This is a genomic window from Kitasatospora sp. NPDC018619 (genome assembly GCF_044391605.1).
GTDB lineage: Bacteria > Actinomycetota > Actinomycetes > Streptomycetales > Streptomycetaceae > Kitasatospora.
The window spans coordinates 75637-100134 of sequence record NZ_JBISAI010000001.1 but is presented as its reverse complement, the minus strand read 5'-3'; the positions used below and the strand labels follow the sequence as shown (position 1 = coordinate 100134).

Annotated in this window: 24 protein-coding genes and 1 pseudogene; 20 read left to right on the top strand and 5 right to left on the bottom strand. The window is 75.3% G+C overall.

Annotation, left to right across the window (positions count from 1 at the left end):
- The first annotated feature begins 203 nt into the window (after positions 1–203).
- Complete coding sequence (locus ACH5AR_RS00270; RefSeq protein WP_396299085.1) at positions 204–1547, top strand: DNA cytosine methyltransferase; 1344 nt, start codon at positions 204–206, stop codon at positions 1545–1547.
- Here ACH5AR_RS00270 and ACH5AR_RS00265 read toward each other — a convergent pair.
- Complete coding sequence (locus ACH5AR_RS00265; RefSeq protein WP_396299084.1) at positions 1540–2019, bottom strand: very short patch repair endonuclease; 480 nt, start codon at positions 2017–2019, stop codon at positions 1540–1542. The two genes, ACH5AR_RS00270 and ACH5AR_RS00265, sit on opposite strands and share 8 nt — an antisense overlap.
- Before the next feature lie 306 nt (positions 2020–2325).
- Here ACH5AR_RS00265 and ACH5AR_RS00260 point away from each other — a divergent pair, with 306 nt between their 5' ends.
- The 5 genes and pseudogenes from ACH5AR_RS00260 to ACH5AR_RS00240 form a co-directional block, all read left to right on the top strand.
- Positions 2326–2790 (top strand): GreA/GreB family elongation factor, encoded by a 465-nt coding sequence (locus ACH5AR_RS00260; protein WP_396299083.1) that lies wholly within the window; start codon positions 2326–2328, stop codon positions 2788–2790.
- 215 nt (positions 2791–3005) lie between these two features.
- A complete protein-coding gene (locus ACH5AR_RS00255) occupies positions 3006–4298 on the top strand; it encodes an MFS transporter (protein ID WP_396299082.1) in 1293 nt (430 codons plus the stop codon).
- Between the two features lie 26 nt (positions 4299–4324).
- Entirely contained in the window at positions 4325–5272 is a 948-nt protein-coding gene (gene fdhD / locus ACH5AR_RS00250) for a formate dehydrogenase accessory sulfurtransferase FdhD (RefSeq protein WP_396299081.1), read from the top strand.
- A gap of 3 nt (positions 5273–5275) precedes the next feature.
- Positions 5276–6193 carry a LysR family transcriptional regulator gene (locus ACH5AR_RS00245; protein WP_396299080.1) on the top strand — a complete coding sequence of 306 codons (918 nt, stop codon included), beginning with the start codon at positions 5276–5278 and terminating at the stop codon, positions 6191–6193.
- Between the two features lie 46 nt (positions 6194–6239).
- A pseudogene (locus tag ACH5AR_RS00240) lies at positions 6240–6425 on the top strand (hypothetical protein); the annotation flags it as partial.
- Between the two features lie 45 nt (positions 6426–6470).
- Here ACH5AR_RS00240 and ACH5AR_RS00235 read toward each other — a convergent pair.
- On the bottom strand, positions 6471–7775 hold the full coding sequence (locus ACH5AR_RS00235) for a YhgE/Pip domain-containing protein (RefSeq protein ID WP_396299079.1): 1305 nt from the start codon (positions 7773–7775) through the stop codon (positions 6471–6473).
- 551 nt (positions 7776–8326) lie between these two features.
- Between ACH5AR_RS00235 and ACH5AR_RS00230 the strand changes: the two genes are divergently transcribed.
- The 7 genes from ACH5AR_RS00230 to ACH5AR_RS00200 all read left to right on the top strand — a co-directional run bounded on the left by ACH5AR_RS00230 (position 8327) and on the right by ACH5AR_RS00200 (position 15523).
- Positions 8327–9976 carry an NRAMP family divalent metal transporter gene (locus tag ACH5AR_RS00230; protein ID WP_396299078.1) on the top strand — a complete coding sequence of 550 codons (1650 nt, stop codon included), beginning with the start codon at positions 8327–8329 and terminating at the stop codon, positions 9974–9976.
- Between the two features lie 60 nt (positions 9977–10036).
- Positions 10037–10294, top strand: coding sequence for a hypothetical protein (locus tag ACH5AR_RS00225; protein ID WP_396299077.1), 258 nt, complete (start codon positions 10037–10039; stop codon positions 10292–10294).
- Positions 10295–10432: 138 nt separating this feature from the next.
- Positions 10433–10822, top strand: coding sequence for a winged helix-turn-helix domain-containing protein (locus ACH5AR_RS00220; protein ID WP_396299076.1), 390 nt, complete (start codon positions 10433–10435; stop codon positions 10820–10822).
- A gap of 45 nt (positions 10823–10867) precedes the next feature.
- On the top strand, positions 10868–11419 hold the full coding sequence (locus ACH5AR_RS00215; protein ID WP_396299075.1) for a hypothetical protein: 552 nt from the start codon (positions 10868–10870) through the stop codon (positions 11417–11419).
- Positions 11420–11578: 159 nt separating this feature from the next.
- Positions 11579–13336 (top strand): ABC transporter permease, encoded by a 1758-nt coding sequence (locus tag ACH5AR_RS00210; RefSeq protein ID WP_396299074.1) that lies wholly within the window; start codon positions 11579–11581, stop codon positions 13334–13336.
- A gap of 14 nt (positions 13337–13350) precedes the next feature.
- Positions 13351–14802, top strand: coding sequence for a nitrate/sulfonate/bicarbonate ABC transporter ATP-binding protein (locus tag ACH5AR_RS00205; protein ID WP_396299073.1), 1452 nt, complete (start codon positions 13351–13353; stop codon positions 14800–14802).
- A gap of 283 nt (positions 14803–15085) precedes the next feature.
- Positions 15086–15523 (top strand): GNAT family N-acetyltransferase, encoded by a 438-nt coding sequence (locus ACH5AR_RS00200; RefSeq protein ID WP_396299072.1) that lies wholly within the window; start codon positions 15086–15088, stop codon positions 15521–15523.
- Here the strand turns inward: ACH5AR_RS00200 and ACH5AR_RS00195 are convergent, their stop codons facing one another.
- Positions 15524–15937: an ArsR/SmtB family transcription factor gene (locus ACH5AR_RS00195; RefSeq protein ID WP_396299071.1), complete on the bottom strand. Its 414-nt coding sequence runs from the start codon at positions 15935–15937 to the stop codon at positions 15524–15526.
- Positions 15938–16245: 308 nt separating this feature from the next.
- On the opposite strand from ACH5AR_RS00195, the gene ACH5AR_RS00190 reads away from it, so the two are divergent.
- From ACH5AR_RS00190 to ACH5AR_RS00175, 4 genes are all read left to right on the top strand, one after another.
- Positions 16246–16857 (top strand): flavin reductase family protein, encoded by a 612-nt coding sequence (locus ACH5AR_RS00190; protein WP_396299070.1) that lies wholly within the window; start codon positions 16246–16248, stop codon positions 16855–16857.
- 268 nt (positions 16858–17125) lie between these two features.
- Positions 17126–17944, top strand: coding sequence for a hypothetical protein (locus ACH5AR_RS00185; protein WP_396299069.1), 819 nt, complete (start codon positions 17126–17128; stop codon positions 17942–17944).
- A 128-nt stretch (positions 17945–18072) separates the two neighbouring features.
- On the top strand, positions 18073–19371 hold the full coding sequence (locus ACH5AR_RS00180) for a helix-turn-helix domain-containing protein (protein WP_396299068.1): 1299 nt from the start codon (positions 18073–18075) through the stop codon (positions 19369–19371).
- 92 nt (positions 19372–19463) lie between these two features.
- The gene (locus ACH5AR_RS00175) at positions 19464–20216 is read left to right on the top strand and encodes a TetR/AcrR family transcriptional regulator (RefSeq protein WP_396299067.1); all 753 of its coding nucleotides are present in this window, start codon (positions 19464–19466) and stop codon (positions 20214–20216) included.
- A 38-nt stretch (positions 20217–20254) separates the two neighbouring features.
- Here the strand turns inward: ACH5AR_RS00175 and ACH5AR_RS00170 are convergent, their stop codons facing one another.
- Entirely contained in the window at positions 20255–20449 is a 195-nt protein-coding gene (locus ACH5AR_RS00170) for a hypothetical protein (protein WP_396299066.1), read from the bottom strand.
- A 108-nt stretch (positions 20450–20557) separates the two neighbouring features.
- Positions 20558–21541, bottom strand: a complete 984-nt coding sequence (locus tag ACH5AR_RS00165) for a LuxR C-terminal-related transcriptional regulator (protein ID WP_396299065.1) — start codon at positions 21539–21541, stop codon at positions 20558–20560.
- A 279-nt stretch (positions 21542–21820) separates the two neighbouring features.
- Between ACH5AR_RS00165 and ACH5AR_RS00160 the strand changes: the two genes are divergently transcribed.
- The 3 genes from ACH5AR_RS00160 to ACH5AR_RS00150 all read left to right on the top strand — a co-directional run bounded on the left by ACH5AR_RS00160 (position 21821) and on the right by ACH5AR_RS00150 (position 23832).
- The gene (locus tag ACH5AR_RS00160) at positions 21821–23182 is read left to right on the top strand and encodes an IS256 family transposase (protein WP_396299064.1); all 1362 of its coding nucleotides are present in this window, start codon (positions 21821–21823) and stop codon (positions 23180–23182) included.
- A gap of 185 nt (positions 23183–23367) precedes the next feature.
- Entirely contained in the window at positions 23368–23526 is a 159-nt protein-coding gene (locus tag ACH5AR_RS00155; protein WP_396299063.1) for a hypothetical protein, read from the top strand.
- A 93-nt stretch (positions 23527–23619) separates the two neighbouring features.
- Positions 23620–23832: an MbtH family protein gene (locus ACH5AR_RS00150; protein ID WP_396299062.1), complete on the top strand. Its 213-nt coding sequence runs from the start codon at positions 23620–23622 to the stop codon at positions 23830–23832.
- Positions 23833–24498 lie beyond the last annotated feature (666 nt).

Below are 24498 nucleotides of genomic sequence, written 5' to 3'. Positions count from 1 at the left end.
CCGGTGCGGCATTTTGGGCTGTGTCAGTGCCGTCGCCTAGGCTTCTGGTTCTGCTGGTGGCGCCTGACCCGGGGCAGCTCTCAGAGCACGGTGAACAGCTCCTCGCGCACTGTCGTCGGCAGTAGCAGCGCGTAGTCGGCTGCGAGCAGTAGTGGAACATGTCGGCGTCCGCCACAGCAGGGGCGCCACCGAGAGGAGGTCTCATGGCATCGGAGCGCCTTGAGGTGGTGGAAATTTGCGCCGGCGCGGGCGGTCAGTCCCTCGGCCTGCACAGGGCCGGGTTTGCTCACAGGCTCGCCCTTGAGCTCGACAGCAACGCTGCTACCACGCTCAGCCACAACCTCGCCCGGCTCCTCGTGGCCGAGGAGGGCGCGAGCCCTGAGGAGGCCCAGGAGACGGCGAAGTCGATCGTCAAGGTCGGAGACGTTGCCGACAAGGCCCTCTGGGACCCTTACGACCACAAGGGCGTCGACCTCCTGGCCGGAGGCGTGCCCTGCCCGCCCTTCAGCATCGCCGGCAACCAGCTCGGTGCGACGGACGAGCGCGACCTGTTCGCCTGGGCTGTCCACCTGTGCACCGACATCCAGCCGAAGGCGCTGCTCCTGGAGAACGTCAAGGGCCTGAGCGGCAACCGGTTCTCCGCGTACCGCCAGCACATCCTCGAACTCCTCCACAACGCCGGGTACGTCGGCGAGTGGCGGCTCCTGGAGGCCCACCAGTTCGGCGTCTCCCAGCTGCGGCCGCGGTTCGTCCTGGTCGCGCTGCAGAAGGAGTTCGCCGAGTACTTCCACTGGCCTGAGCCCTCGGCCGAGAAGCCCCCCACGGTCGGCGAGCTCCTCAAGGACCTCATGGCGGAGGACGGCTGGGCAGCTGAGCACGTGGAGGCCTGGGCCGCCAAGGCCTCGGCCATCGCGCCCACCATCGTCGGGGGCTCCAAGAAGCACGGCGGCGCCGACCTGGGCCCGACCAGGGCCAAGGCCGCCTGGCGCGAGCTCGGGGTCGACGCGATGGGCGTGGCCGACAAAGCTCCCGGGGCTGACAAGGGCGGCGACCACCTGCCCAAGCTGACCACGGCCATGGTCGCCCGCATCCAGGGCTGGAGCGGCGAGGACTACTACTGGGAGTTCCAGGGCCGCAAGACCACCGTCTACCGCCAGATCGGCAACGCGTTCCCGCCACCCGTCGCCGAGGCGCTCGGCAAGGCCATCAAGAGCGCACTGCGCAAGGAGAAGAAGCGGGAGGACTCGGTCGAGTGGGCGCGTCCCGACCTCGACCCGGTGTACCTGCTGCTCCGCCACTACCCTGGCAAAGCCCCTCTCACCGCGCAGAAAATGGCCGACCTCATCGCGGTGTCCGGCGGCAAGAAGCTCCCCGTACCGGAGATCGAGCGCCGCATCGCCCACATCGAGCGCGACTTCCACGTGGAGAAGACGGCCCGCAGCAACGGGGAGCTGGCGTACCAGCTCGGGGAGTTCAAGGCCTTCATCGGCCAGCAGGACCACGCCCGCCACGACTACTTCGCCCAGCACCGGGGGAAGGTCAGCTGACGGCCCCGCCTGTGCGTCGCTGCCGGACGTACTCGACCACAGTCGGCGCACAGGACTCCGCTGCCTCGTGCTCCCAGAACCGCAGGACGAGCCAGCCCTCGGCCTCAAGCCGGGCATCGGTGTCCCGGTCCCGCTGGACGTTGCGGCCGATCTTCTCCCGCCAGTAGTCCGGGTTCGTCTTGGGCGGGACGAAGTGGTCCGGGCACCCGTGCCAGAAGCAACCGTCGACGAAGACGGCGACCCTCGCGGGACGGAACAGCAGGTCCGCGCTGCGCCTCATGCCCTGGAGCGGCTTAGCCGCCACCCGGTAGCGCAGCCCCGCAGCGTGGACCAGCCGCCGCAGTGCGAGCTCCGGCTGGGTGTCCCGGCTGCGGTTCCCCACCATGCTGCGGCGGTTGGCTGCCGACGACGCCCAGGACCCGGGCGGCGGGGCCCACTGCTGCGGCGTCTCCACCGGTGTACCACTGGCCACGGCATCGGCTCCTGTTCCTCCGGAGGGTCGGCCGTCCGGCGCGACCGCGGTCCTCAACACTGCTCCACCTGTCGGGTGTTACCAGCCTAGTGCTCCCTTGCGGGCTGTCCGCTGCGCTCGCCGCGGGCAGCGGCCGCCAGTGGCCACAGGGCCTGGAGCTGGCCGCTCGGTGCATCGGCACGGGGTGGCGGCCGACGACCCCTGGCAGCCCCCCCCGGTGCGGAGTTGCCCGGCCCTGTCCGGGGTGGGGTAATGGGAGGCGGCCGGTGTTCGAGTGGTGGCGACGAGCAGCCCCGGGAGCGTGCGATGAGCGGTGAGCCGGAACCGATCAGTGCCGAGGGCCTGCGGGCGGTGCGGGAGGAGTTGGCGCAGCTGCGGGTGGAGCGGGGGCAGGTGGCCGCGACGCTGCGGGGGGTGGAGCCGGGGGACGCGGCGGATGCGGCGGACGAGTTGCAGCGGGCGGCCGAGGTGGACCGGCTGGACCGGCGGATCACCGAGCTGGAGGCCCGGCTGCGGGAGGCCGCGGTGGCCGGGGAGCCGTCCGCGCGGGTGGTCGGGGTGGGGTCCACGGTGACGGTGCGGTTCGACGACGGCACGGAGGAGACCGTCGAGGTCTCGGAGTTGGCCGAGGAGCGGGACCTCACCCTGGTGACCTACGACAGCCCGCTCGGCAAGGCCCTGCTCGGACGGCACGCCGGGGAGACGGTCACCTACGACACCCCGGCCGGTGCGGCCAGCGCGGTGGTGCTGTCGGTGGGCGAGACGGGGTAGCCCGGCAGGAATTCGGAGCGCTTCGACGCCGGGCTCGTTCCGATATCCCGATAGGTGCCGCCTATCGGCATATCGGAACGGCTTCTTTGACGCCCCGGGACGACCGCCCACAGACTGGACCTGCGAAAACCCGGAAACGGCCGGGAATTCGGCAGACGGTCGGGCAGCGGGAATTCCGGAACGGAGCAGGGCAGGGAATGGGCGCTACCGAGGAAATGCCCGTACCCGGCGCCGATTCCGCCCGCCGCTGGCTCCCGGCGGCCGCCGCCGTCGCCGTCGCCGCGTGGGGCGCCAACCAGTTCACCGCGCTCGCCACCGTGTACCGGGCGCGCACCGAGTGGTCGGGCCTGTCGCTGGCCGCGATGTTCTCCGTCTACCTGGTCGGGCTGGTGCCCGGGCTGCTGCTGGGCGGGTCCGCCGCCGACCGGTACGGGCGGCGGCGGACGGTGCGCGGCGCGCTGGGCCTGTCCGCCGCCGCCAGTGCCGTGCTGGCGCTGCCGCAGGAGCCTGCCGTGTTCGCCGCCCGGCTGGCCACCGGCTTCGCGGCCGGGCTGGTCTTCGTGGCCGGGACGGCCTGGCTGCGCGAGCTCTCCGGGCCCGGCGTCCCGCCCGAGCGGGGCGCCCGCCGGGCGATGTACGCCACCGGTACGGGCTTCGCGGCGGGCGCGCTGGCCGCCGGGGTGATCGCCGAGTGGCTGCCCGCCCCGACGGTGCTGCCCGCCCTCGCCCACGCGCTGGGCTGCCTGGTGGTCCTGCGGGCCACCCGCGGCCTCCCGCAGCGCGCCCGGAGCAGGGGCGGCACGCCGCCGCCGCGCGCCGCGGCAGCACGCCACCCCCGGTTCCGCTACGTCGTGCTGCCCGCGAGCCCGGCCGTGCTCGGCGCCGCCACCGTGGCGTACGTGGTGCTGCCGCCGCTGGTCGCCGACCGGGTGCCCGGCTACGCGCCGCTGTTCAGCGGCCTGGTCGCGGCGCTGACGCTGGCCACCGGCGTCGTCGCCCAGCCCTTCGCCGCCCGGCTGGACGACACGAGCAGCGCCCGGGCCACCCTGACCGCGATGGCCACCGTGATCGCCGGGCTGCTGCTCGGCGCCGAGGCCGCCGCCCGCGGCTCGGTGGCCCTGGTGGTGGCGGCGGCCGTGGTCCTCGGCACCGGGTACGGGCTGACGCTCGGCGCGGGGCTGCACGAGGTGGAGCGGCTCACCCCGCCCTCCTCCGGGCCGACCTCCGCCTCGCTCTACCAGAGCACCACCTCCAGCGGGTTCCTCACCCCGCTGCTGCTCGCCGGCACCGCCGGCACCGCCTCCTACCCGGCGCTGCTGGCGGGCATGGCGGCGATCGGCCTGCTCTGCCTGGCGGTCACCGCCGCCCACAGCCGCCGCCACCTGCCCGCCGCCCCGGGCGCCCTCGACGCCCCCGCCCCCGACGCCCCGGACACCCGCGCCGCCCCCAGCACCCCGTCCGTCCCGCCCGCCGCCGCCAGGAGGGAGGATGCATCCGTACCGACCTGACCGCGACCACCGAGGAGCCGACCACCATGGGCCGAGTGACCGTCCCCCGCAGGGTGCTGCGGCTGCGCCGGGGCACCCCCTCGTACCGTCCCGACACCCTGGCCGCCGAGGAGCCGATGGAGATCCGGGTCGGCGGGCGCCCGCTGACGGTGACCATGCGCACCCCGGGCAGCGACTTCGACCTGGCGGCCGGCTTCCTGGTCAGCGAGGGCGTCGTGCACGCCGCCGGGCAGGTGGCCGGGATCCGCTACTGCGCCGGCGCCACCGCCGACGGCGGCAACACCTACAACGTGGTGGACGTCCTGCTCGCCCCCGGCGTGCCCGCCCCGGACGCCTCGCTGGAGCGCAACTTCTACACCACCTCCTCCTGCGGCCTGTGCGGCAAGGCCAGCCTGGACGCGGTGCGCACCACCGCGCCGTGGAGCGTCGCCGAGGACGGGCTGAGCGTCACCCCGGCGCTGCTCTCCGCGCTGCCGGACCGGCTGCGCGCCGCCCAGAAGGTCTTCGACAGCACCGGCGGCCTGCACGCGGCCGGGCTGTTCGACGCCGAGGGGCGGCTGCTCTGCCTGCGCGAGGACGTGGGCCGGCACAACGCCGTGGACAAGGTGGTCGGCCACGCCCTGCGCGAGGGCCTGCTGCCGGCCCGTGGCACGGTGCTGATGGTCAGCGGCCGGGCGTCCTTCGAACTGGTACAGAAGGCGGTGATGGCCGGCGTCCCGGTGCTCGCGGCGGTCTCCGCGCCGTCCTCGCTGGCCGTGGACCTCGCGGAGGAGACCGGGCTGACCCTGGTCGGCTTCCTGCGCGGCGACTCGATGAACGTCTACACCCGCACCGACCGCGTCGACACCGCGACCACCGGCGCCACCACCGGCACCACCGCCGCCACCGGGGCCGACACCAAGCCCGCGACCGCGCCCGAGACCACCGCCGACACCACCGCCGAGACCACCGCCGACACCACCGCCGCCGGGTAGCAGATGCTCCTCCGCCAGCTCGAGTACCTCGTCGCGCTCGCCCGCGAGCGCCACTTCGCCCGCGCCGCCGAGGCCTGCCGGGTCTCCCAGCCCGCGCTCTCCGAGGGCCTGCGCAAGCTGGAGGACGAGCTGGGGGTGCTGCTGGTGCGGCGCGGCCGCGCCTACGAGGGCCTGACCCCCGAGGGCGAGCGGATCGTGCTGCGGGCCCAGCGCATCCTGGCCGACCGGGACGCCCTGCGGGACGAGGTGGACGCGCTGCGCACCGGGCTGAGCGGACGGCTGCGGATCGGCTCGGTGCCGACCGCCTCCGGCGCCGTCCCGCTGCTCACCGGACCCTTCTGCGACGCCCACCCGCTCGTCGCCGTCGAGCTGTCCACCGACCTCCGCTCCGACGAACTCCTGCGCCGGGTACGGAACTTCGAGATCGACGCCGGCCTCAGCTACCTGCCGGGGCCGGACGCCGAGGACCTGCGGGCGCTCCCGCTCTACCAGGAGCGGTACGTCCTGCTGACCGGCCCGGCCGAGGAGTGGGCGCGCCACCCGCGGGCGACCTGGGTGGAGGCCTCCCGGCTGCCGCTGTGCCTGCTGCACCCGGGGATGCAGGGCCGCCGGGTGCTGGACGGGGTGTTCGCCGGCCTCGGGCTGGCGGCGGCGCCCCGGGTCGAGACCGACTCGGTGGCCTCGCTGTTCGCCCACGTCCGCACCGGCCGCTGGGCGAGCATCGTGCCGTACGCCTGGCTGCACGTGTTCGGCGTACCGCCCGGGATGCGGGCCGTCCCGCTGGTGGAGCCCGCGCACAGCGCGCCGATCGCGCTGGTGACCACCGCCCGGGAGCCCGGCCCGGTGACGGCCCGCGCCCTGCTGGAGGTCGCCCGGCGGACGGACTTCTCCGCCCTCCTCGGGGCCCTGCCCGACCGCTAGCCACCCGAGCGCCCCGCAGCGCCCCGGCCTGGAGCGGTTCGACCGGGTGGACGTCACCAGCACCGCCCGGGACGGCAGCACCCGCTCGGTGCACGGCCACCTGGCCGTGCCGTACGGCGTCCCGCGCGGCTGCGCGGCCGGGTACATGCCGGAGCTGAACGTGCTGTGCGCGATCGGCGACCACAGCACCCGGAGCGACCAGCCGATCATGAAGCACCTGCCGGTGACGGTCACCAGGTTCCTAGCTAGGACCTGTCGCCAAGGCCCCGGCCCGGCCTCAGTCGGAGGGCTGGGGCGTCCAGCGGTGCAGGCCCTTGCGGTCGTAGTAGCGGGTCATCCCGAAGCCGAACAGCAGGGCCAGCACCACCCCGACGCCGATCATGACCCAGCCGCGGGTCAGCCCGGCGTCGGCCCGGGCGTCGAAGAAGAGGATCGCCCGGATGCCGTCGCTCAGCTGGCGCATCGGCTCGAAGACGCTCAGGAAGCGGTAGAAGCCCGGCACCGCCTGGAGCGGGACGGTGGCGCCGGAGGAGGGCAACGCCAGCGCGATGAAGACGAACATCGACACCAGCTGCCCGATCCCGCCGAACGCGGCGTTGATCGCCTGCACCCCGAGGCCCACGGCGAGGCTCGCACAGAAGGAGAAGGCCCAGAGCAGCGCCTGGTGCGGGGCGTCCATGCCGAGGATGCCGACGGCGCAGAGCAGCACCAGCGCGGAGGTGAGCAGCATGATCCCGGCCGTCATGACCATCTTGAGCAGCAGCGTCTGGGTGCGGCTGATCGGGACGGTCGGGCGGCGGGTGTGCCAGGGGCCGATCTCGCTGTCGCTGTAGCCGAGCGCGCCGTCCACGCCGTTGTGGATGATGTTGCCGCCGATGAAGCCGGTCAGCACGGCGAGCAGGGTGTAGTAGAAGGCGCTCAGGCCGAGCCCGCTGTGGCCGCCGATCGCGTGGCCGACCCGGGTGGTGACGGCGATCGGGTCGGCGAGCAGCAGCCGCGCGGTGGCGCCGGTGTCCGGGCCCGGGGCGCCGGCGGCGGGGGGCAGCGCGGCCAGCAGCTGCTTCCCCGCGGCCAGCGAGGCCTGGTGGGCGGCGTTCTGGGCGATCTGCGCGGCCATCGAGGAGCCGAGGCTGCCCAGGCCGGGGTTGGTCAGCACGGAGACGGTCGGCCGCTCGGTGGCGCCGCCGGCGACCAGCGCGGTGACGGCGGCGGAGAAGTCCTTCGGGACGACCAGCGCGCCGTAGACCTTGCCCGAGGCGAGCAGCTCGTCCAGCCCGGCCGCGTCCACCTGCCGCCACCGGACGGTGCTGCCGGGGGTGCCGGCCACCACCGCGCCGGCCAGCCGGGCGCCGAGCGGCTCCGGCTGGCCGGGCGGGGGCGGGCCCTGGTCCTCGTTCACCAGGGCGATCGGCATCCGGTGCAGGTGCCCGCTCGGGTCGAGGATGCCGCCCATGTAGAGCAGCGAGAGGACGACGGCCAGCAGGCCGCACAGGATGCTCGGGAAGAGCCACAGCTTCGGGCGCCGGGCGAGTGCCAGTGCCCGTGCCTGCCGGGGAGCCCCCTGGGAGTCCGTGGTCGCCATGCCGCCCCTCGGTTTCGGGCACGCCCTGGTGCCGCGCGCCGGTACGGCGGGAAGTCGTTCCGTGCCGGTCCGGCGGCCAAACCCCCGTCACCCGGGTGGCCGCCGCCCTGGCGGACCACCCCGGAAAGGTAAAGGTTTAACCAAGTGCGCAAGTATCACCCCCGGACGGGACTAAGCTCTGAGCGTTGGGGTGAACCGGCGGTCGCGCTGCGCGGGCCGGTGAACTCCTTGCCGCGTCGATGATCACGCGCCACGGGGTGCGCCGGCCGGGAGGAGGCGAGAGACATGGATTGCAGTAGTCCGGGCCACAGTCGCCCCTACCCCCGCCTGCCCTCGTACACCTCCGGCACGCGGTAACGCCCTTCCCTGCACGCCGCCCTGACGGTCCGTCAGTCGCGACGCCACGTCACGCCCGCACGCGGCCCCGCCGTGCCCGCACGCCGTCCGTACGGGCCCCGCCGCCGCGCGCCGGTGTGCCGTGCCCGCCCGCAGGGAGCGCTGCCGCCTGCCTCCGACCCGCCCCGCCTGCCCGGGGCCCAGGGAGGAACCCCATGACCACCCACGCCACGTTGAACTCCACGGCCCCCGAGCCGCGTTCGGCCGTCCTGGACGACGCGCACCTCGGCGACATCAAGGGTGCGCTCGGCACCATCCGGCTCGACGACACCACCCCCCGCCACGGCCTGTCGGCCCGGCTGAAGACCCTGCTCGCGATCGTCGGGCCCGGCCTGATCGTGATGGTCGGCGACAACGACGCCGGCGCCTTCTCCACCTACGGGCAGGCCGGCCAGGACTACGGCACCCAGCTGCTGTGGACGCTGCTGATGCTCGTCCCGGTGCTCTACGTCAACCAGGAGATGGTGCTGCGGCTGGGTGCCGTCACCGGTGTCGGGCACGCCCGGCTGATCCTGGAGCGCTTCGGGAGGTTCTGGGGCGCGTTCAGCGTGATCGACCTCTTCCTCCTGAACGCGCTGACGCTGGTCACGGAGTTCATCGGGGTCACCCTCGCCGCCGGGTACCTGGGCCTGCCGAAGGCGGCCTCGGTGGTGCTGGCGGCCGGCGTCATCATCGCCTCGGCCTTCACCGGCTCGTTCCGGCGCTTCGAGCGGGTCGCCATCACCCTGTGCATAGGCTCGCTGCTGCTGGTGCCGGTCTACTTCATGGTCCACCCGGCGACCTCGCGGATGGCGCACGACTTCGTCGTCCCGGGCATGCCGGGCGGGGGCGGCCGGCTCGCGGCCGTGATGCTGGTGGTCATCTCCATCGTCGGCACCACCGTGGCGCCCTGGCAGCTGTTCTTCCAGCAGTCGTACGTGATCGACAAGCGGATCACCCCGCGCTTCATGCGGTACGAGAAGGCCGACCTGTGGATCGGCATCGTGGTCGTGATCGTCGGCGCCGCCGCCATGATGGGCCTCACCGCCGCCGCCTTCGCGGGCACCGACGGCTTCGGGCAGTTCTCCGACGCGGCCGCCGTCGCCCGGGGCATCGAGGACAAGGCCGGACGCCTGGCCGGCGTGCTGTTCGCCGTCGCGCTGCTGGACGCCTCGATCATCGGCGCCTTCGCGGTGTCCCTGTCCACCGCGTACGCGATCGGCGACGTCTTCGGCATCCGGCACTCGCTGCACCGCGGGGTGAAGGGCGCCAAGGGCTTCTACGGGATCTACGCGGGCCTGGTGGTCGTGGCGGCGGCGGTGACGCTGCTCTCCACCGACTACACCCAGGGCCTGATGACCCAGTTCGTCCAGGTGCTGGCCGGGGTGCTGCTGCCCTCCGCGACCGTCTTCCTGCTGCTGCTCTGCAACGACCGGGCCGTCCTCGGCCCCTGGGTGAACGGCCCCAGGACCAACGCCTTCACCTCGGCGGTGGTCGGCGTGCTGGTGATGCTCTCGCTGGTCCTCACCGCCGCCGTGGTCTGGCCGGACATCGGCTCCGACGCGATCCTGCGGATCATGACGGGCTGCGGCGTCGCCGGGGTGCTCGTCGCGGGGTACTTCTTCACCCTCGGGCGGCGCGGCACCAAGGAGGACCCGATCGACCGCACCGGCCGCGCGGACTGGCGGATGCCCCCGCTGGCGACCCTCGACAAGCCGGTGCTGTCCACCGCCCGCAAGGTCGGCATGGGCGCCCTGCGCGCCTACCTGCTGGTCGCGATGGCGATGGTCGTCGTCAAGATCGTCCAGACCGCGCTCCACCACTGAGCCGGCGGCTGCCCGCCGCACCCCGCCCCGTCCACCGACCCGTCACGGAGGTGACCTGCCATGTCCGTCGTCGCCGCTTTCCGGCCCGCCCGTCCGTCCACCGACCGGGGCCGGCTGCGCTCCGCCCTCGCCGCCGTCGGCCGACGCCTGGCGGCGAGCCCGCTCGACCACCCCGTCCTGCGGGCCGCCCCGGCTCCGGCCGCCGGCCCGGCGGGCGGGGGCGGGGCGGGCGGCGGCCGGCTGCGGGCCCGCTGGCGGGCCGTCACGGCTCCGGACGGGACCACCCGGCTGGAAGCCGCCTGGCACCCGGAGCGCTGAGCGGCCCGGAGGGGACGGCCCGCCCCGCCCCCTCCGGCCCTGTCCCCTCCGGCCCTGCCCTCTCGGCCCCACCCGCTCCGGCCCCCACCCCCTCCGGCCCCGACCCGTTCGCCCACGACCCCGAAGGAGTCCGACCCCATGGCCCTGCGCTACCCCAGGATCGACGCCCTGTTCTCGGATCGCCCGGTCACCGCCCCCTCCCGGCGCCCGACCCCGGTACCGGCCCCCGCACCCGGCCTGGTGGTGGACACCGAGCAGCGCACCGTCACCGTCGAGGGCCGCGCCGTCACCATGCCGTACCTGGAGTTCGAGCTGCTCGCGCACCTGGTCGGCAACCCGCTGCGGGTGCACTCCCGGCGCCAGCTGATGGAGAACGTCTGGGGCCGCCCCGACACCGGCGACTCCCGCACCGTCGCCACCCACATCGCCCGGATCCGGCGCAAGCTCGGCCCCGGGCACCGGGAGGCGATCGCCACCGTCCGCCAGATCGGCTACAAGTACGACCCCCGGCTGGCCCGCACCGCCTGACCCCGCCCCCGAAGGACCCGACACCGACCCGAAGGAGGACCCGCGATGACCCGAACCGCCCTGTTCCCCAGGACCGGCAGAGGGGCCGCGCTGTGCGGCGTCCTGCTGCTGACCACCGCCGAGGGCCTCGCCGTCGGCCTCGCGCCCCACCCCCTGCGGCTCTTCCTGTCCGGCACCCTCATCGGCGCCTCCGTCGCCGGGCTGCTGCTCGCCCTGCTGCTGGCCACCAGTCGGCGGCGGGCGGGCGGCGGCACGGCCCGGGCAGGTGACGGCGCGGCACGGGCGGGCGACGGCGCGGCACGAGCGGGCGACGGCGCGGCCCGGGCGGGCGGCGGCACGGCCCGGGCGGGCCACGGGCCGCTCCGCGACGACGCCCAGTGGTTCAGCGCCCGCTCGCTGGACGGCTTCCCGATGGACCTGGTCCGCCCGCTGCTGCTCGCCCCCGGCGCGCCCGCGCTGGGCCGGCTCTACACCGCCTGGGTGTTCGCCACCCACGGGCACGACCCGCAGTGGATCGCCCGGCACCTGGAACTGCCCGTCCGCACCTCCCGGCTGCTCGTCACCGCCGCCCGGCGGCACGCCTCCGCCGACGGGTAGCGGGCCGGGGCCCGGGGCGGACCGGCGGGCGAACGGGTCTGCGCACGAACGGGTTTGCGCACGGACGCACGAACGGGACTGCCCATGGACGCACGAACGGGTTTGCGTACGGACGCACCGAGGGAGCAGACTGCCCGGGTTTGCGCCGGAGGTACCGCCATGACCCTGCCGAAGTCCGTCCCGGGCCCGCCCCGGGCGCCGCTGCCCGCCCGGGCGGCGAGCCGCCTCGGCGGACGGTTGTGGGTGGACCTGGTCGTCGCGGCCGCCGTCCTGGTGCTGCTCCACCTGCTGCTGCGCCTCGGCCAGGGCGGCGCCCTGCGCTTCTCCACCGCCCCGGACGCGGCCGTCGACACCGACCCGGCCCGGCTGCCGTACGACGCGCTGCGCTCGCTGCTGCGGATGTTCGCCGCGCTCGTCGTCTCCGTCGTCTTCACCTTCGGATACGCCTACGCCGCCGCCCGCAGCCGCCGGCTGGAGCGAGTGCTGATCCCGGCGCTGGACGTCCTCCAGTCGGTGCCGGTGCTCGCCTTCCTGAGCGTCGCGGTCTCCGGCTTCCTCGCGCTCTTCCCCGGCTCGGTGCTCGGCCTGGAGTGCGCCGCGGTGTTCGCCGTCTTCACCTCCCAGGCCTGGAACATGACCTTCGCCTTCTACCAGGCGCTGGTCTCGCTGCCGCGCGAGCTCGACGAGCTGTCCCGCTCGTTCGGGTTCAGCCGGTGGACGCGGTTCTGGAAGGTCGAACTGCCCTCCGGCATGATCGGCCTGGTCTGGAACGGCATGCTCGGCTTCGGCGGCGGCTGGTTCTTCCTGGTCGCCTCCGAGGCGATCACCGTGAACGGCCAGCGGTACGCCCTGCCCGGGGTCGGCTCGTACGCGGGCGCGGCGATCGCCGCCGGGGACCTCGGCCGGGTCGGCTGGGCGATCGCCACCATGGTGGTGCTGGTGGTCGGCGTCAACTTCCTGTTCTGGCGGCCGCTCACCGCCTGGGCCGAACGGTTCAAGAACGAGCAGGCCGAGGCCACCGAGGTGCAGCGCTCGGTCGTGCTGGACCTGCTGCGCCGCTCCCGCCTGCCCGCCGCGCTCGGCGGGGCGCTGCGCCCCCTCGGGCGGGCCCTGAACCGGGCCGGCCGGGTGTTCGGCACCGCCGGGCGCCCGGCCGCCGTGCACGCCGGCCGGCGGCGGGCCGGGGACGTCGCCTTCGCCCTCGTCGCGGGCGGCATCGTGCTCTGGGGCGTGGTCGACCTCGGCCGCTACCTGGCCGACCGCACCGGCCTCGGCGTCTTCGGCGAGCCGCTGCTGCTCGGGCTCGCCACCCTGGCCCGGGTGGTGGTGCTGGTCGCGGTGGCCACCGTGGTCTGGGTGCCGGTCGGCGTGTGGATCGGCTTCTCGCCCCGGCTGACCAGGATCGCCCAGCCCGTCGTCCAGGTGCTGGCCGGCTTCCCGGCCAACTTCGCCTTCCCGCTGGTGGTCTGGCTGCTGCTGCGCACCGGGGTGTCGATCGACCTCGGCGGCATCCTGCTGATGGCGCTCGGCTCCCAGTGGTACATCCTCTTCAACGCCATCGCCGGCGCCATGGCCGTGCCCACCGACCTGCGCGAGGCCATGGACGACCTCGGCGTGCGCGGCCGGCAGCGCTGGCGGCGGCTGATCGTCCCGGCGGTCTTCCCCGCGTGCGTCACCGGCGGCATCACCGCCTCCGGCGGCGCCTGGAACGCCTCCATCGTCGCCGAGGTGGTCACCTTCGGCTCCACCACGCTCACCGCGACCGGCCTCGGCGCGTACATCGCCCGGGCCGCCGAACACGGCGACCACCCCCGCCTGCTCGCCGGGGTCGCGGTGATGAGCCTGTACGTCGTCCTCCTCAACCGTCTGCTCTGGCGCCGGCTGTACCGGCTGGCCGAGCGCCGCTACTCGCTGTAGTCCGGAGTCCGCCGATGCGCCTGCCGTTCCGCCGCCGCACCACCACCGCCGCCACCCCTGCCCCCGGGCCGGCCCGGGCTCCGGCTCCCGCCGCGGCCCCGGCTCCCGGCACGGCTCACGCCACCGCCCCGACTCCGGCCACGGCCGCGGAGGGGCAGGGCGAGGTCCTGCTGGAAACCGTCGGCCTGACCAAGGCCTATGCCGGAGCCGCCGGCGAACTGCCGGTGCTCTCCGGCATCGACCTGACCGTACGGGCCGGGGAGATCGTCGCCGTGCTCGGGCGCTCGGGCTCCGGCAAGTCCACCCTGCTGCGCTGCCTGGCCGGGCTGATCCCGCCCAGCTCCGGCACCGTGCGCTACCGCGGCGCCCCGCTCACCGGCGCCAACCCCGGCACCGCGCTGGTCTTCCAGACCTTCGCGCTGCTGCCCTGGCTGACCGTCCGGCAGAACGTCGAGCTCGGTTTGGAGGCCCGTGGGGTGCCGCCCCGGGAGCGCGCCCGCGCCGCCGCCCAGGCCATCGACCTGATCGGCCTGACCGGCTTCGCGTCCGCCTACCCCAAGGAGCTCTCCGGCGGCATGCGCCAGCGGGTCGGCTTCGCCCGGGCGCTGGTCGTCGAGCCGGACGTGCTGATGATGGACGAGCCGTTCTCCGCGCTCGACGTGCTCACCGCCGAGAACCTGCGCGGCGAGCTGATGGAGCTGTGGGACTCCGGCCAGTTCCCCACCCGGGCCGTCGTGCTGGTCACCCACAACATCGAGGAGGCGGTGCTGATGGCCGACCGCATCGTGGTCCTCGGCACCCGCCCGTACGGGACCATCCGCGAGACCGTCGAGGTCGCCCTGGAGCGGCCGCGCGACCGCGACTCGGCGGCCTTCGACGAACGGGTGGACCGGGTGTACCGGATCATGACCGGCCGCCCCAGGGACACCCGGGCGCCCGGCCGCAGCGACCCCGCTCCCGACCGCCGCACCGTCGCCAACACCCCGCTGCCCACCGCCGGCGTCGACGGCCTCTCCGGGCTCGCCGAGACGGTCGCCCACCGCGGCGGGAGCTGCGACCTGGCCGGCCTCGCCGACGAACTCGGGCTCGACATCGACGACCTGCTCCCCCAGGTCGACGCCCTCGACCTGCTCGGCTTCGCCGAGGTCCACGGGGACGACCTGCTGCTCACCGAGACCGGCAGCGCCTACGCCGGGGCCGACGTCCAGGACTCCCGCGCCGTCTTCGCCGCCGCGGCCCTGGAGGTGCCGCTGGTCAAGCTGATCGCCAACAGCCTCGGCGACCGGCCCGGGGCCACCGTCCGCGCCGGCTTCCTGCGCGACCTGCTCGGCCGCCACTACACCGTCGAGCAGACCGACCGGCAGCTGGAGACCGCGACCGACTGGGGCCGCTACGCGGGGCTCTTCGGGTACGACGCCGACCGCCAGGAGTACCGGCCGGCGAACCGGCCGGGCGCCGCGGGCTAGGCGTCCTCGGCTGGGCGTCCTCGGCTGGGCGTCCTCGGCTGGGAGCCGTCCGGCCGATGACAGTACGGCCACCTGCGCGCCCGTACCCCCTCGCCCGACACGCTCTTCCGCGCCGAACTCGCCCAGCCGGTCCGCCCCTTGGGCCCCGCCATCCGGGCGCCCCGGCAGGCACCGGAAAACCGCTACCCGGGCACCTGTGTGACTGGCTACGCTCACCTGCTCTGACCAGCACAGATGCGGAGAACGCAGGACGCAGCAGTTCACCGACCGCCAGGGCCGGGCCGTGACGCTTGAGGACATCACGGAGGACAACTGGCGCGATGTCGCCGACGTGGCGCCCGCCGACGAGCAGCGCCGGTACGTGGCCGCGCTCGCGGCGCGCTACCTCCTGCTCTCCCAGCGCGGCGAGGTGTGGACGTCCCTCGCCGTCCGCGCCTGTGACGACGTCGTGGGCCACGTCATGTGGGCGTACGACGACGAGGACGGCACCCACTGGATCGGCGGCATGGTGGTGAGCGCGGCCGAACAGGGCAAGGGTGTGGGCCGCGCCACCCTGGGCGCCGTGATCGAGCGCCTGTCGGCGCTGCCGGGGTGCCGGGAGATCCGGCTCTCGTACCACCCGGACAACACTTCCGCCGGCCGCCTCTACACCTCGTTCGGCTTCCAGCCGACCGGGGACTTCGAGGACGAGGAGATCGTGGTGGCGCTTCCAGTCAGCTAGCTAACCGGTCGCCGGGCGGCGGCGCACCGCGCGGGCCGGGCGGGCGAAGGGCTGCCGCGCGGTCGCCCCGGCCGGGGCGGCGCCGTCGTCGTCACCGCCGTCGCGGCGGGCGGGAAGGTCCTGGGCGACCAGCGCGGCCTCGGTGAGCAGCCCGCGCACCTCGGTGGCCCGGTAGAAGATCCGCGTCCCCTCCCGGCGTGCCACCACCAGCCCGGCCGCCCGGAGCTTCGCCAGGTGCTGGGAGGTCGCCGCGACGTGCGCCCCCAGCAGCTCGGCCAGCTCGCTCACCGGCAGCTCCCGGCCGCTCAGCGCCCACAGCAGCCGGTAGCGCGACGGGTCAGCCACCGCCTTCAGCACCGCCACCGCCCGCTCGGCCGCCTCGGCGTCCCAGGCCTCTTCCCGCGCACCACCCATACCGGGATCGTACCGAGCCGGGCGCGGACGCCCGGAGCCGGGAAGCCCGGCCCCGCCCTGCCCCGCCCTGCCGCGCTCGGCCCCGCCCTGCCGTACTCGGGCCCCGTCCTGCCGCGACCTGCCGCGCTCGGCCCCGCCCTGCCGCGTACCGAGGGCGAGCGGACCGGGCTGCCCGGTGGTGTCAGGTCTCCTCCGGTTGCGTCAGAACCCTGTCGCGGCCGGTCCGGACGGGGAGGATGGGTCGAAGGACCGCGGGACAGCTGCCGAAGCGCCCGTCCGAAGCCCGACGCCCCGAGGAGCGCCGCCGCATGCTGCACGTCGACGTGGCATCCATGACCGCCCGCCAGCGACAGCGCCTGCTGCTGTGGAGCGTGGTCCCCCGGCCGGTCGCCATGGTGAGCACGGTCTCCCCCGGCGGAGCCGTCAACCTGGCGCCCTTCTCGTACTTCACCGCCGTGGGCCACTCCCCGATGGCGCTGCTCTTCTGCGCCGGCCGGCTGGCCGACGGCACCGAGAAGGACTCCTGCCGCAACGCCCGCCTGCCCGCCGAGGGCGGCACCGGGGAGTTCACCGTCAACGTCCTGGTCGAGCAGCACGCCGGGGCCGCCGCCACCGCGGCGAAGCCCCTCCCGTACGGCGAGTCGGAGTACGAGCCGGCCGGGCTGCGCGCGCTGCCCGGGCACGCCGTCCGCTCGCCGCGCATCGACGGCTCGCCGATCGCCTTCGAGTGCCGCACCTCCTCGGTGCTGCCGGTCGGCGATCACCTCGTGGTCGTCGGGGAGGTGGTCCACGTCGTCGTGCAGGAGGGGCTGGTGGACGAGGCCGGCTTCCACGTCGACCTGGACCGCCTCGGCGCGGTCGGCCGGATGGGCGCCGCGGACTTCGTGCGCACCCGGGACCGCTACGCCGTCGACGGCTGACGCCCGACCGGCGGGAGCCCGACCCCGCGGGCCACGGCCCCGCTGCCCCGGAGCCCTTCCTCTCCCCCCGGCCCCCGTGGCCGTTCCCTGCGGCCGTTCCAGGGGGCGGCGAAAGCGCAGGTCAGAGAGGGTGGAACCGTTCCAGCGTCCCGGCTCGGCCGGAAGGTCTGGCGGCCGGGGCGGCCGGCGGACCAGAGTGCTGCCCAGCGGTCGGCGCCGACGGCCCGCCGCTCCGCATCCGCATCCGCACCGTTCCGGGGGAACCTCCATGTCCGATCGCCGTACCGTGTCCGCCCGCCGCTCGCTGTTCGTCCCGGCCGCCCTCGCCCTGGGCGCCGCCCTCGCCCTGACCGCCTGCGGGCCGGACGGCGGCGGCCCGGCCCCGGCCCCGGCCGCGCAGCCCGCGCAGAGCACCGCCGCCACCACCGCGCCGGGCGCCGGAGAGCCCACCGCCCCGGCGGCGCCCACCGCCCAGCCGACCGCCGGTGCCCCCGCTCCCGGCGCCGCCGCTCCCGGTACCGCCGCTCCCGCCGCTCCCGCCGCACCGGCCGGGGCCGGCTCCGCCCGCCCCAGGACCCCGGTGGCGGCCCCCGCGGCGGGCGGCACGACCGCGGCCGGCGGCGACGAGGCGTACGCCTACACCCACTCCTGCAAGGCCGACAAGCTGACGGTCAAGGTGTCCACCCGGGCCGGTGCGCCCGACCAGCGGGTGATCGAGGTGCACAACCAGGGCAGCACCTACTGCGGCCTGAGCTACTACCCGCTCGTCGCCATCGGCAAGGCGAACGCCGCCGACCGCGGCGACAGCGTCACGCCGCTGGTGCCGGGCGGCCTCGGCGGTCCGCCGGCCTACGCCCTGGCCCCCGGCAGGAGCACCTACGCGGTGGTCGACCTCAACCCCGGCAGCGGCGGCTCGGGAGACTGGAACGAGCTGAACGTGCTGGCCGACGACCAGATGCCCAACTCCGACGCCCGGACCTTCCCGCTCGGCGCCGGCGCGAAGGTCGGCAAGCAGCCGAAGCTCGGCCTCTACCGGGAGAACGTCGCCGACGCGGCCGCCTCCGCCCAGACCGCCGGCAGGAGCTGACCCTCCCTCTGCCGCCCTTCCCCACCGCCCCGCCCCTGGTCAGGGCCCTGCCCGGGCCGGCCGGTACGGTGATCCGCGGACCGACGGTGTCCCGGGCCGGGCCCGGGCGGTGGGGGGAAAGGCAGCACATGGGTGTGGAGACCGAGGAGTTCGCGGCGATGCTGCGCGGGCTCAAGGAGCGTTCGGGCCGCAGCTACGGCGCCCTGGCCACCCGGCTGCACGTCAGCACCTCCACCCTGCACCGCTACTGCAACGGGGCCGCCGTGCCGGCCGAGTACGCGCCGGTGGAGCGGCTGGCCCGGGCCTGCGGGGCGGACGCGGGGGAGCTGGTCGAGCTGCACCGCCGCTGGATCCTGGCCGACGCGGCCCGTCGCCGGGAGGCCGGGGCCCCGGCCGGGGCTCCGGCGGAGGCCCCGCCGCCGGAGGCGCCCCCGGTGGCCGCCGCGCCCGCCGAGGCCTCCTGCGAGGCCTCGGACGAGTCTTCGGACCAGGCTTCGCAGGAGGAGCTGGTGAGTGCCCTGCCCCCCGCGCCCGCCGCGCCGCGCCGCAGCGTCCGCCGCCGGGTGCTGCTGAGCGCGACCGCCGTGGCCGCGCTGGCCGCGGTGGTCTACGGCTTCGGCCTGCGCGACGCCGGCCGCACCCCGCACGCCTCCGCCCCCTCGCCCACCGCACCGGCCGCCACGGCACCGGCCACCGCACCGGCGCCCGCCGCACCGACCGCGCCCGCCGCCGCAGGCTCCGCCCCCACGGACACCCCGGCCGCGAAGGCCCCGGAGACCCCGGAGACCCCGGAGGACCTCCCCGCCCCGTTCAGCGTCCGGGTCCTCGGCAACAACTGGGGCTCCCCCTGCGACCAGTGGTTCCTCTCGCCCCGCTCCCCGGCCCAGATGCCCCCGCCCCCGTCCTCCTCCGGCCGGATCGACGGCTGGGCGTCCTCCCAGCGCCTCGTCCCGGCCGGGCACCTGCGCATCGAGCTGACCGCCCTGGGCGCGGACTCGGACGCCGTCGTGCTGAACGCCATGTACGTCCAGGTGGTCAGCGCCCGCCCCGCCCCCAAGTGGAACGCCTACACGCCCGGCTCCGGCTGCGGCGGCGGCCTCGAACCGGCGGCCTTCGCAGTGGACCTCGACGCCGCCGCACCGCACCTCGTCCCCGCCCCGGGCACGCAGGGCCGCGGAAGGACCGACCCGACGCCCTTCCCGTACCGGATCTCGGCCACCGACCCCCAGGTGATCGACGTGGACGCCGCCACCCGCTCCCAGGACGTCAGCTGGTACCTCGAACTGGAGTGGACCGGCAAGGGCCTCAGCGGGACCATGCAGGTGGGCTCCGGCGACCAGCAGCCCTTCCGCACCGTGGGCATGCACGGCGCCCCGAACTACTTCCACAACGGCACCTCCTGGGCCCCGGCCCACGCCGAGGACTAGGTGTTCCGTCCCGTGGGGTCGGGGATGCGGCCGGCGGTCCCGGTCCCGCCCGCCCCTGGCTCCTGCCAGTACCGTCGGCACAACCGCGGCGGATGACCGACCGCGTCGTCCCCGAACCGCAGCGGCGCCGGCGCCGCCCCACCAGGCAGGGCGTGGTGCTGTCCGCCGGACTGACCGTCGACACCGCGATCCGGCTGATCGGCTCGCACGGCGCCGAGGCGCTCACCGTACGGCGGCTGGGCGCCGCGCTCGGCGCCGACCCGAGCGCGGTCTACCGCTACTTGCAGAGCACCGACGACCTGCTGCTCGCCATAGCCGACGGGCTGGTCGGCCGCGCCCAGCAGGGCCGGCGGCCCACCGGCGACTGGCGCGCCGACCTGCGGGCCGTCGGCCTGCGCATCCACTCCAGCCACCAGGCCCACCCCCAGGCCGCCGTCCTCGCCGCCCACCGCACCACGGGCCGCGCCCACGAGATCGCCGCCGTCGAGGCGATCCTCGACGTCCTGCACACCGCGGGCTTCCCCGACCCGGAGGCCGTCCGGATCTACCACGCCTTCGTCGACCAGAGCCTCGGCTTCGCCGCCCTGGACGCCGCCACGCTCGCCCTCCCGTCCGCCGCCCCGCGCGCCGACCCGCGGGTCTGGCAGGCCGCCTACGGCCGGCTCGACACCGCCGACCACCCCCACATCGCAGCCACCGCCCACCTGCTCGCGGCCGGCATGCGCCGCAGCGGCTACCCGGACGCCCTGGAGCTGCTGCTGGAGGCAGCTGCGGGCCTGCGAAGGCTGAGGCCCGGCTGCGGGCCTGCGAAGGCTAAGGCCCGGCTGCGGGCCGGCGAAGGCTGAGGCCCGGCCGGGCGCCGCTCCGCCGGCCCCGGCCCCGCTCAGTCCGCCGCGTGCACCAGTTCCCCGCCGACGTAGGCGCGCAGCACCCGGGCCGAGGCGATCTCCTCCGGCGGCCCGGTGAGGATGTCCCGGTCGAGCACCACCAGGCCGAGCGGCCTGCGCATCGCGACGCGGGGACTGCCCGCCGCGTCCGCTCTCGGGCCGCCGCCCGTGTCCTTCACCGTCGATGCCAACGGATCACCGCCTTCGTCGTGGGGTGCGCGTGTGGGGGAGTTCCCGCACCGCCCGCACACCGGGCTTCTCCCCACCGTCCTCGCCCTGGGCGCGGTCGCGCCGGCCCGTCAGAGGTCGTCGAGGGGCTCGTCGAGGACGCCCTGGCGGGCGATGATGTAGCCGAGGTGGCCGCGGCTGCGGCTGCCGAGGAGTTCGCTGGCCTTCTGGATGTGGCTGGAGACGGTGCGGGTGCTCATGCCGAGGCGGGAGGCGATGGCCTCGTCGGTGTAGCCGTTGACCATCAGGCGCAGCACGTTCTGGCGGGTGCGGGAGGTCAGCAGCCGGGGGCGGTGGTGGCCCTGCTGGTAGGTGACGGGCTCGGCGCGCTCCCACATCAGCTCGAAGATCTTGAGCAGGTACTCGACCAGCGGCGGGAGTTGGATGAGCATCGCCGCGGCCTCGCGGTCGGCGCCGGCCGGGATGAAGGCGGTGGAGCGGTCGCAGATGATCACCCGGTCGAAGACCTCGTTCAGGGTGCGCACCTGGGCGCCCTGGGCGGTGACCTGCTCGATGTAGGCGAGCGTGGGGCCGTGCGAGCGCACGGTGTGCTGGTAGAGGGTGCGCTGGCGCACCCCGCGGCCGGCCAGGGCGAGGTCGCGCGGGAGCGCGTCGGCCAGCTGCTCGGTCCCGCGGCCGCCGCCCGGCTGTGCGGTGAGCAGCTCCTCGGTGCAGTCGGCGACGGCCTTCTCCAGGGCGGGGTTGATCTCCTCCCCGGCCAGCAGCCGGATCGGCAGCTGGGCCCGCCGCATGACGTCGCGGTAGGCGTGCTCGGCGGCGTGGAAGGAGGTGCGCAGTGCGGCGAGCTGCTCCTGCTGGGCCAGGACGGCGAGTTCGAGCGGGCGGGCCATCCCGGTGGCGGCGATGTCGGGCGGGACGGGGGCGAGCCGCCCACCCGTGCCGGGCAGCGGGCGCAGCAGGCCCATCGCGAGCAGGCACTCGGGGGCCTCGCCGCTCGCCTCCCCCTCGGCCAGCGCCGTGCGGTAGAACTCGATGCCCCGGTCGCAGAGCTGGGGTGTTCCCCTTTCCGCGCAGTTGTCCTGGCTTGGGCACATCTGGGCATCCTTCCGGCTTCGGCATTGCGGCTTCACGAATGCCCGTACCGGCTACCGCCAGGCATCCGAACCGGCAAGATGGACGGTGACTGCCGTTCGGAAGCCGCCCCCCGGGCTCCGACAGCCGTGAGTGTACGCCCAAAGGGCGCGGAAATCATCGGCTCACGGTAGTCGGGCGTGCACGCAGGCGGGGGGAGCCGACGGTGACGGTCACGACCGCACCCGGCAGCGGCGTGCGGGGGAGTTTCGGCACGGCCCACAGACGGAAGGCACCCCCAGTTGCGAGCTGATCCCGACCCGGCGGCACCGCCCGCCGCCCTCGCCGGCCTGGTGGACCAGCGCCTGGTACGACAGTTGGCGGAGGCCGCCGCCGCGCAGGTCGGCTCCGGCGCGGTCCGGCTGCTGGGCGACGGCGGGATTCTCCAGGCCTTCGCCAAGCAGCTGATCGAGGGCGCCCTGGAGCTCGAACTCCAGGAGCACCTGCGCGGATCCGGCGGCGACGACGGCGGGGGCGACGGCAGCGGCAGCGGCAGCGGCAGCGGCTCGGGTGCCGGCACCGGCACCGGCACCGGCACCAACGCCCGCAACGGGGCCCGGGCCAGACGGCTGCTCACCGAGATCGGCCCGGTCGAGGTGCGGGTGCCCCGGGACCGTGAGGGCAGCTTCACGCCCAGGGCCGTCCTCCCCCGCGCCCGCCGGCTGCCGGGGCTCGACCGGCTGGTGATCTCGCTGACCGCGCGCGGCCTCAGCTCGGGCGAGCTGGTGGCGCACCTGGCCGAGGTGTACGGCGTGGAGCTGAGCCGGGAGACCGTCTCGGCCATCACCGACCAGGTGCTCGACGAGCTCGCCGAGCGGCGCGGGCGCCGGCTCGACCCGGTCTACCCGGTGGTCTTCGTCGACTCGGTGCGCAGCGGCCGCTCGGGCGGGCCGCTGGTGCACCTGGCGCTCGGGGTGTCCGTCGAGGGGCGGCGGGAGGTGCTGGGCCTGTGGCCGGCCGCGGACGGCGAGCAGTGGCCGCAGGTGCTGGCGGGGCTGGCCGAGCGCGGGGTGCGGGAGGTGTGGGTGCTGGTCGGCGGCACGGGTGCGGTGCTGGCCGAGGCGGCGGCCGCGCAGTGGCCGCGTACGGTGGTGCACGGTTCGGTGGCGCACCTGTTGCACGCGGCGCTGCGGCACGCGCCCGGCGAGGACTGGGCGGCGCTGGCGCGGGCGTTGCGCGAGACCTGTACCGCGCCGTCCGAGGCGGCGGCGCTGGAGCGGCTGGCCCTGGCCGAACGGGAGTGGGGGCCGAGCCACCGCGAGGTGTTCCGGGCCTGGCGGTCGGCCTGGCCGCTGCTGGCGCCCGGGTTCCGGTTCGGCCCGGAGGCCCGGCGGCTGCTGACCGGCGGGGGCGCGCTGGAGCGGCTGCACGCCCGGCTGCGCCGGATCGAGCAGGCGGCGGGCCGGGTGCAGGACGAGCGGGCCGCGCTCAAGCGCGCCTACCTGGCGACGCTGGTCCTGGAGTCGCCCTCCGGGTCGGGCCGGCCGTGGGTCGAGGACTGGCCCGCCGTCCGGGAGGAGTTGCGCCGGGGCTCGGTCCGGCGGGCGGGGGTGCCCGCCTCCGCCCTCCGATGTCCCCCGCGGCACCGGGGTTCCCACCACTGATCTGACAGCACGCAGTGGGATTTGGATCATGTCTGTCTGTTTTTGACACGATCTGACCGGGCTTCCGGTTCCCGCATTGCGTGTTCACGATCAGAGTCAACGCTTCCAAGCGCGTTTGGGCCTTCGGCAGGATGCATTTCAGAGCGAAGAGGGCAGACCGCCCTCCTCAGGAAGAGGAATTCGCGATGCCAAGCCTTGCCGTCCGCGTCCACAAGACGCTCGGGATCCTTGCCCTCCTGCTGGCCGCCTTCGTGGGCCTCCAACTCCACGCCCAGCCGCACCTGTCCGTGGCCTCCCTCACCGCCCACGACGCCCCGCTCGCGGACTCCGGCTGGGGTCCGTGAGCCCTGGATCCGTCTGACCGTCCCGCTGCGACCACCCCGCTCCTCCCCTTCTCGCACCGCTCCGCACGGCAACGACACTGAGAGGAACCGACGATGGCGAACCCGTTCGAGGATGCCGAGGCCAGCTACCTCGTCCTGGTCAACGACGAGGGCCAGCACTCGCTGTGGCCCGTCTTCAGCCCGGTGCCCGCCGGTTGGCAGCAGGTGTTCGGCCCCACCGGCCGGCAGGAATGCCTCGACTACGTCGAGCAGAACTGGCAGGACCTGCGCCCGAAGAGCCTGATCGCGCACCTGTCCGAGAGCTGATCCCGGCCACCCGCCCCACCCGTCGCCCACCGCCCACCGCCCGTCGGAGCGCCGAGCAGCGCCGCCCCCGTACGGGATCCCCGCCGAGCGGGCCGCTCACCCGGCCGCACCACCTCGGCAGCGGGCCCGGAGCGACGACCGGCACGGAGAGCCCGCCGCTCACCCGGCGCGGCCCCGCGCCCCCGGGCCGCCCCGCAGCGGGCCGCCCGCCCGGCAGCCGGCGCACCGCACCACCGGCGCCCGCCGCCCCCTCCGGCCCCGCCCCGGCGTCCCACCGGAGCGCGCCCGGCGCACCACCCCACCGCAGTGCCCCTCCGCAGCACCCCACCGCAGTGCCCCACCGCCGCGCGGCCGCACCGTCACGCCGCCGGCGCCGTCCCACGTCCGGCGTCTACGCGCGTGCACCGACCGGCACCGGCACGCCACCGCCCTTCGCACCGCCACACCGCGCCCGTACGCCGAACGCCGCACCACCGCACCGCCCCCGCATCCCGCCCCTGCACGCCGCACCCGTACACCGCACCACCGCGCGCCCGTCCACCGCGCCGCCGCCACCCGCAGCACCGCCGGCACACCCAGCACCCAGCACCCAGCACCGCAACATCGCTCCGCCGACCCCCGGCCGACCGCCCCGGGGTCAACCCAGCTCGCCGCCCCCGCCACCGC

Excerpts from the sequence above, each read along its gene's own strand:
- ACH5AR_RS00185 (WP_396299069.1), top strand. The coding sequence starts at position 17,126 with ATGTCCGATCGCCGTACCGTGTCCGCCCGCCGCTCGCTGTTCGTCCCG.
- ACH5AR_RS00150 (WP_396299062.1), top strand. The coding sequence starts at position 23,620 with ATGGCGAACCCGTTCGAGGATGCCGAGGCCAGCTACCTCGTCCTGGTC.
- ACH5AR_RS00235 (WP_396299079.1), bottom strand. The coding sequence starts at position 7,775 with ATGGCGACCACGGACTCCCAGGGGGCTCCCCGGCAGGCACGGGCACTG.
- ACH5AR_RS00225 (WP_396299077.1), top strand. The coding sequence starts at position 10,037 with ATGTCCGTCGTCGCCGCTTTCCGGCCCGCCCGTCCGTCCACCGACCGG.
- ACH5AR_RS00220 (WP_396299076.1), top strand. The coding sequence starts at position 10,433 with ATGGCCCTGCGCTACCCCAGGATCGACGCCCTGTTCTCGGATCGCCCG.
- ACH5AR_RS00270 (WP_396299085.1), top strand. The coding sequence starts at position 204 with ATGGCATCGGAGCGCCTTGAGGTGGTGGAAATTTGCGCCGGCGCGGGC.
- ACH5AR_RS00205 (WP_396299073.1), top strand. The coding sequence starts at position 13,351 with ATGCGCCTGCCGTTCCGCCGCCGCACCACCACCGCCGCCACCCCTGCC.
- fdhD (WP_396299081.1), top strand. The coding sequence starts at position 4,325 with ATGGGCCGAGTGACCGTCCCCCGCAGGGTGCTGCGGCTGCGCCGGGGC.
- ACH5AR_RS00245 (WP_396299080.1), top strand. The coding sequence starts at position 5,276 with ATGCTCCTCCGCCAGCTCGAGTACCTCGTCGCGCTCGCCCGCGAGCGC.
- ACH5AR_RS00195 (WP_396299071.1), bottom strand. The coding sequence starts at position 15,937 with ATGGGTGGTGCGCGGGAAGAGGCCTGGGACGCCGAGGCGGCCGAGCGG.
- ACH5AR_RS00165 (WP_396299065.1), bottom strand. The coding sequence starts at position 21,541 with ATGTGCCCAAGCCAGGACAACTGCGCGGAAAGGGGAACACCCCAGCTC.
- ACH5AR_RS00190 (WP_396299070.1), top strand. The coding sequence starts at position 16,246 with ATGCTGCACGTCGACGTGGCATCCATGACCGCCCGCCAGCGACAGCGC.
- ACH5AR_RS00230 (WP_396299078.1), top strand. The coding sequence starts at position 8,327 with ATGACCACCCACGCCACGTTGAACTCCACGGCCCCCGAGCCGCGTTCG.
- ACH5AR_RS00260 (WP_396299083.1), top strand. The coding sequence starts at position 2,326 with ATGAGCGGTGAGCCGGAACCGATCAGTGCCGAGGGCCTGCGGGCGGTG.
- ACH5AR_RS00210 (WP_396299074.1), top strand. The coding sequence starts at position 11,579 with ATGACCCTGCCGAAGTCCGTCCCGGGCCCGCCCCGGGCGCCGCTGCCC.
- ACH5AR_RS00175 (WP_396299067.1), top strand. The coding sequence starts at position 19,464 with ATGACCGACCGCGTCGTCCCCGAACCGCAGCGGCGCCGGCGCCGCCCC.
- ACH5AR_RS00155 (WP_396299063.1), top strand. The coding sequence starts at position 23,368 with ATGCCAAGCCTTGCCGTCCGCGTCCACAAGACGCTCGGGATCCTTGCC.
- ACH5AR_RS00215 (WP_396299075.1), top strand. The coding sequence starts at position 10,868 with ATGACCCGAACCGCCCTGTTCCCCAGGACCGGCAGAGGGGCCGCGCTG.
- ACH5AR_RS00180 (WP_396299068.1), top strand. The coding sequence starts at position 18,073 with ATGGGTGTGGAGACCGAGGAGTTCGCGGCGATGCTGCGCGGGCTCAAG.
- ACH5AR_RS00255 (WP_396299082.1), top strand. The coding sequence starts at position 3,006 with ATGCCCGTACCCGGCGCCGATTCCGCCCGCCGCTGGCTCCCGGCGGCC.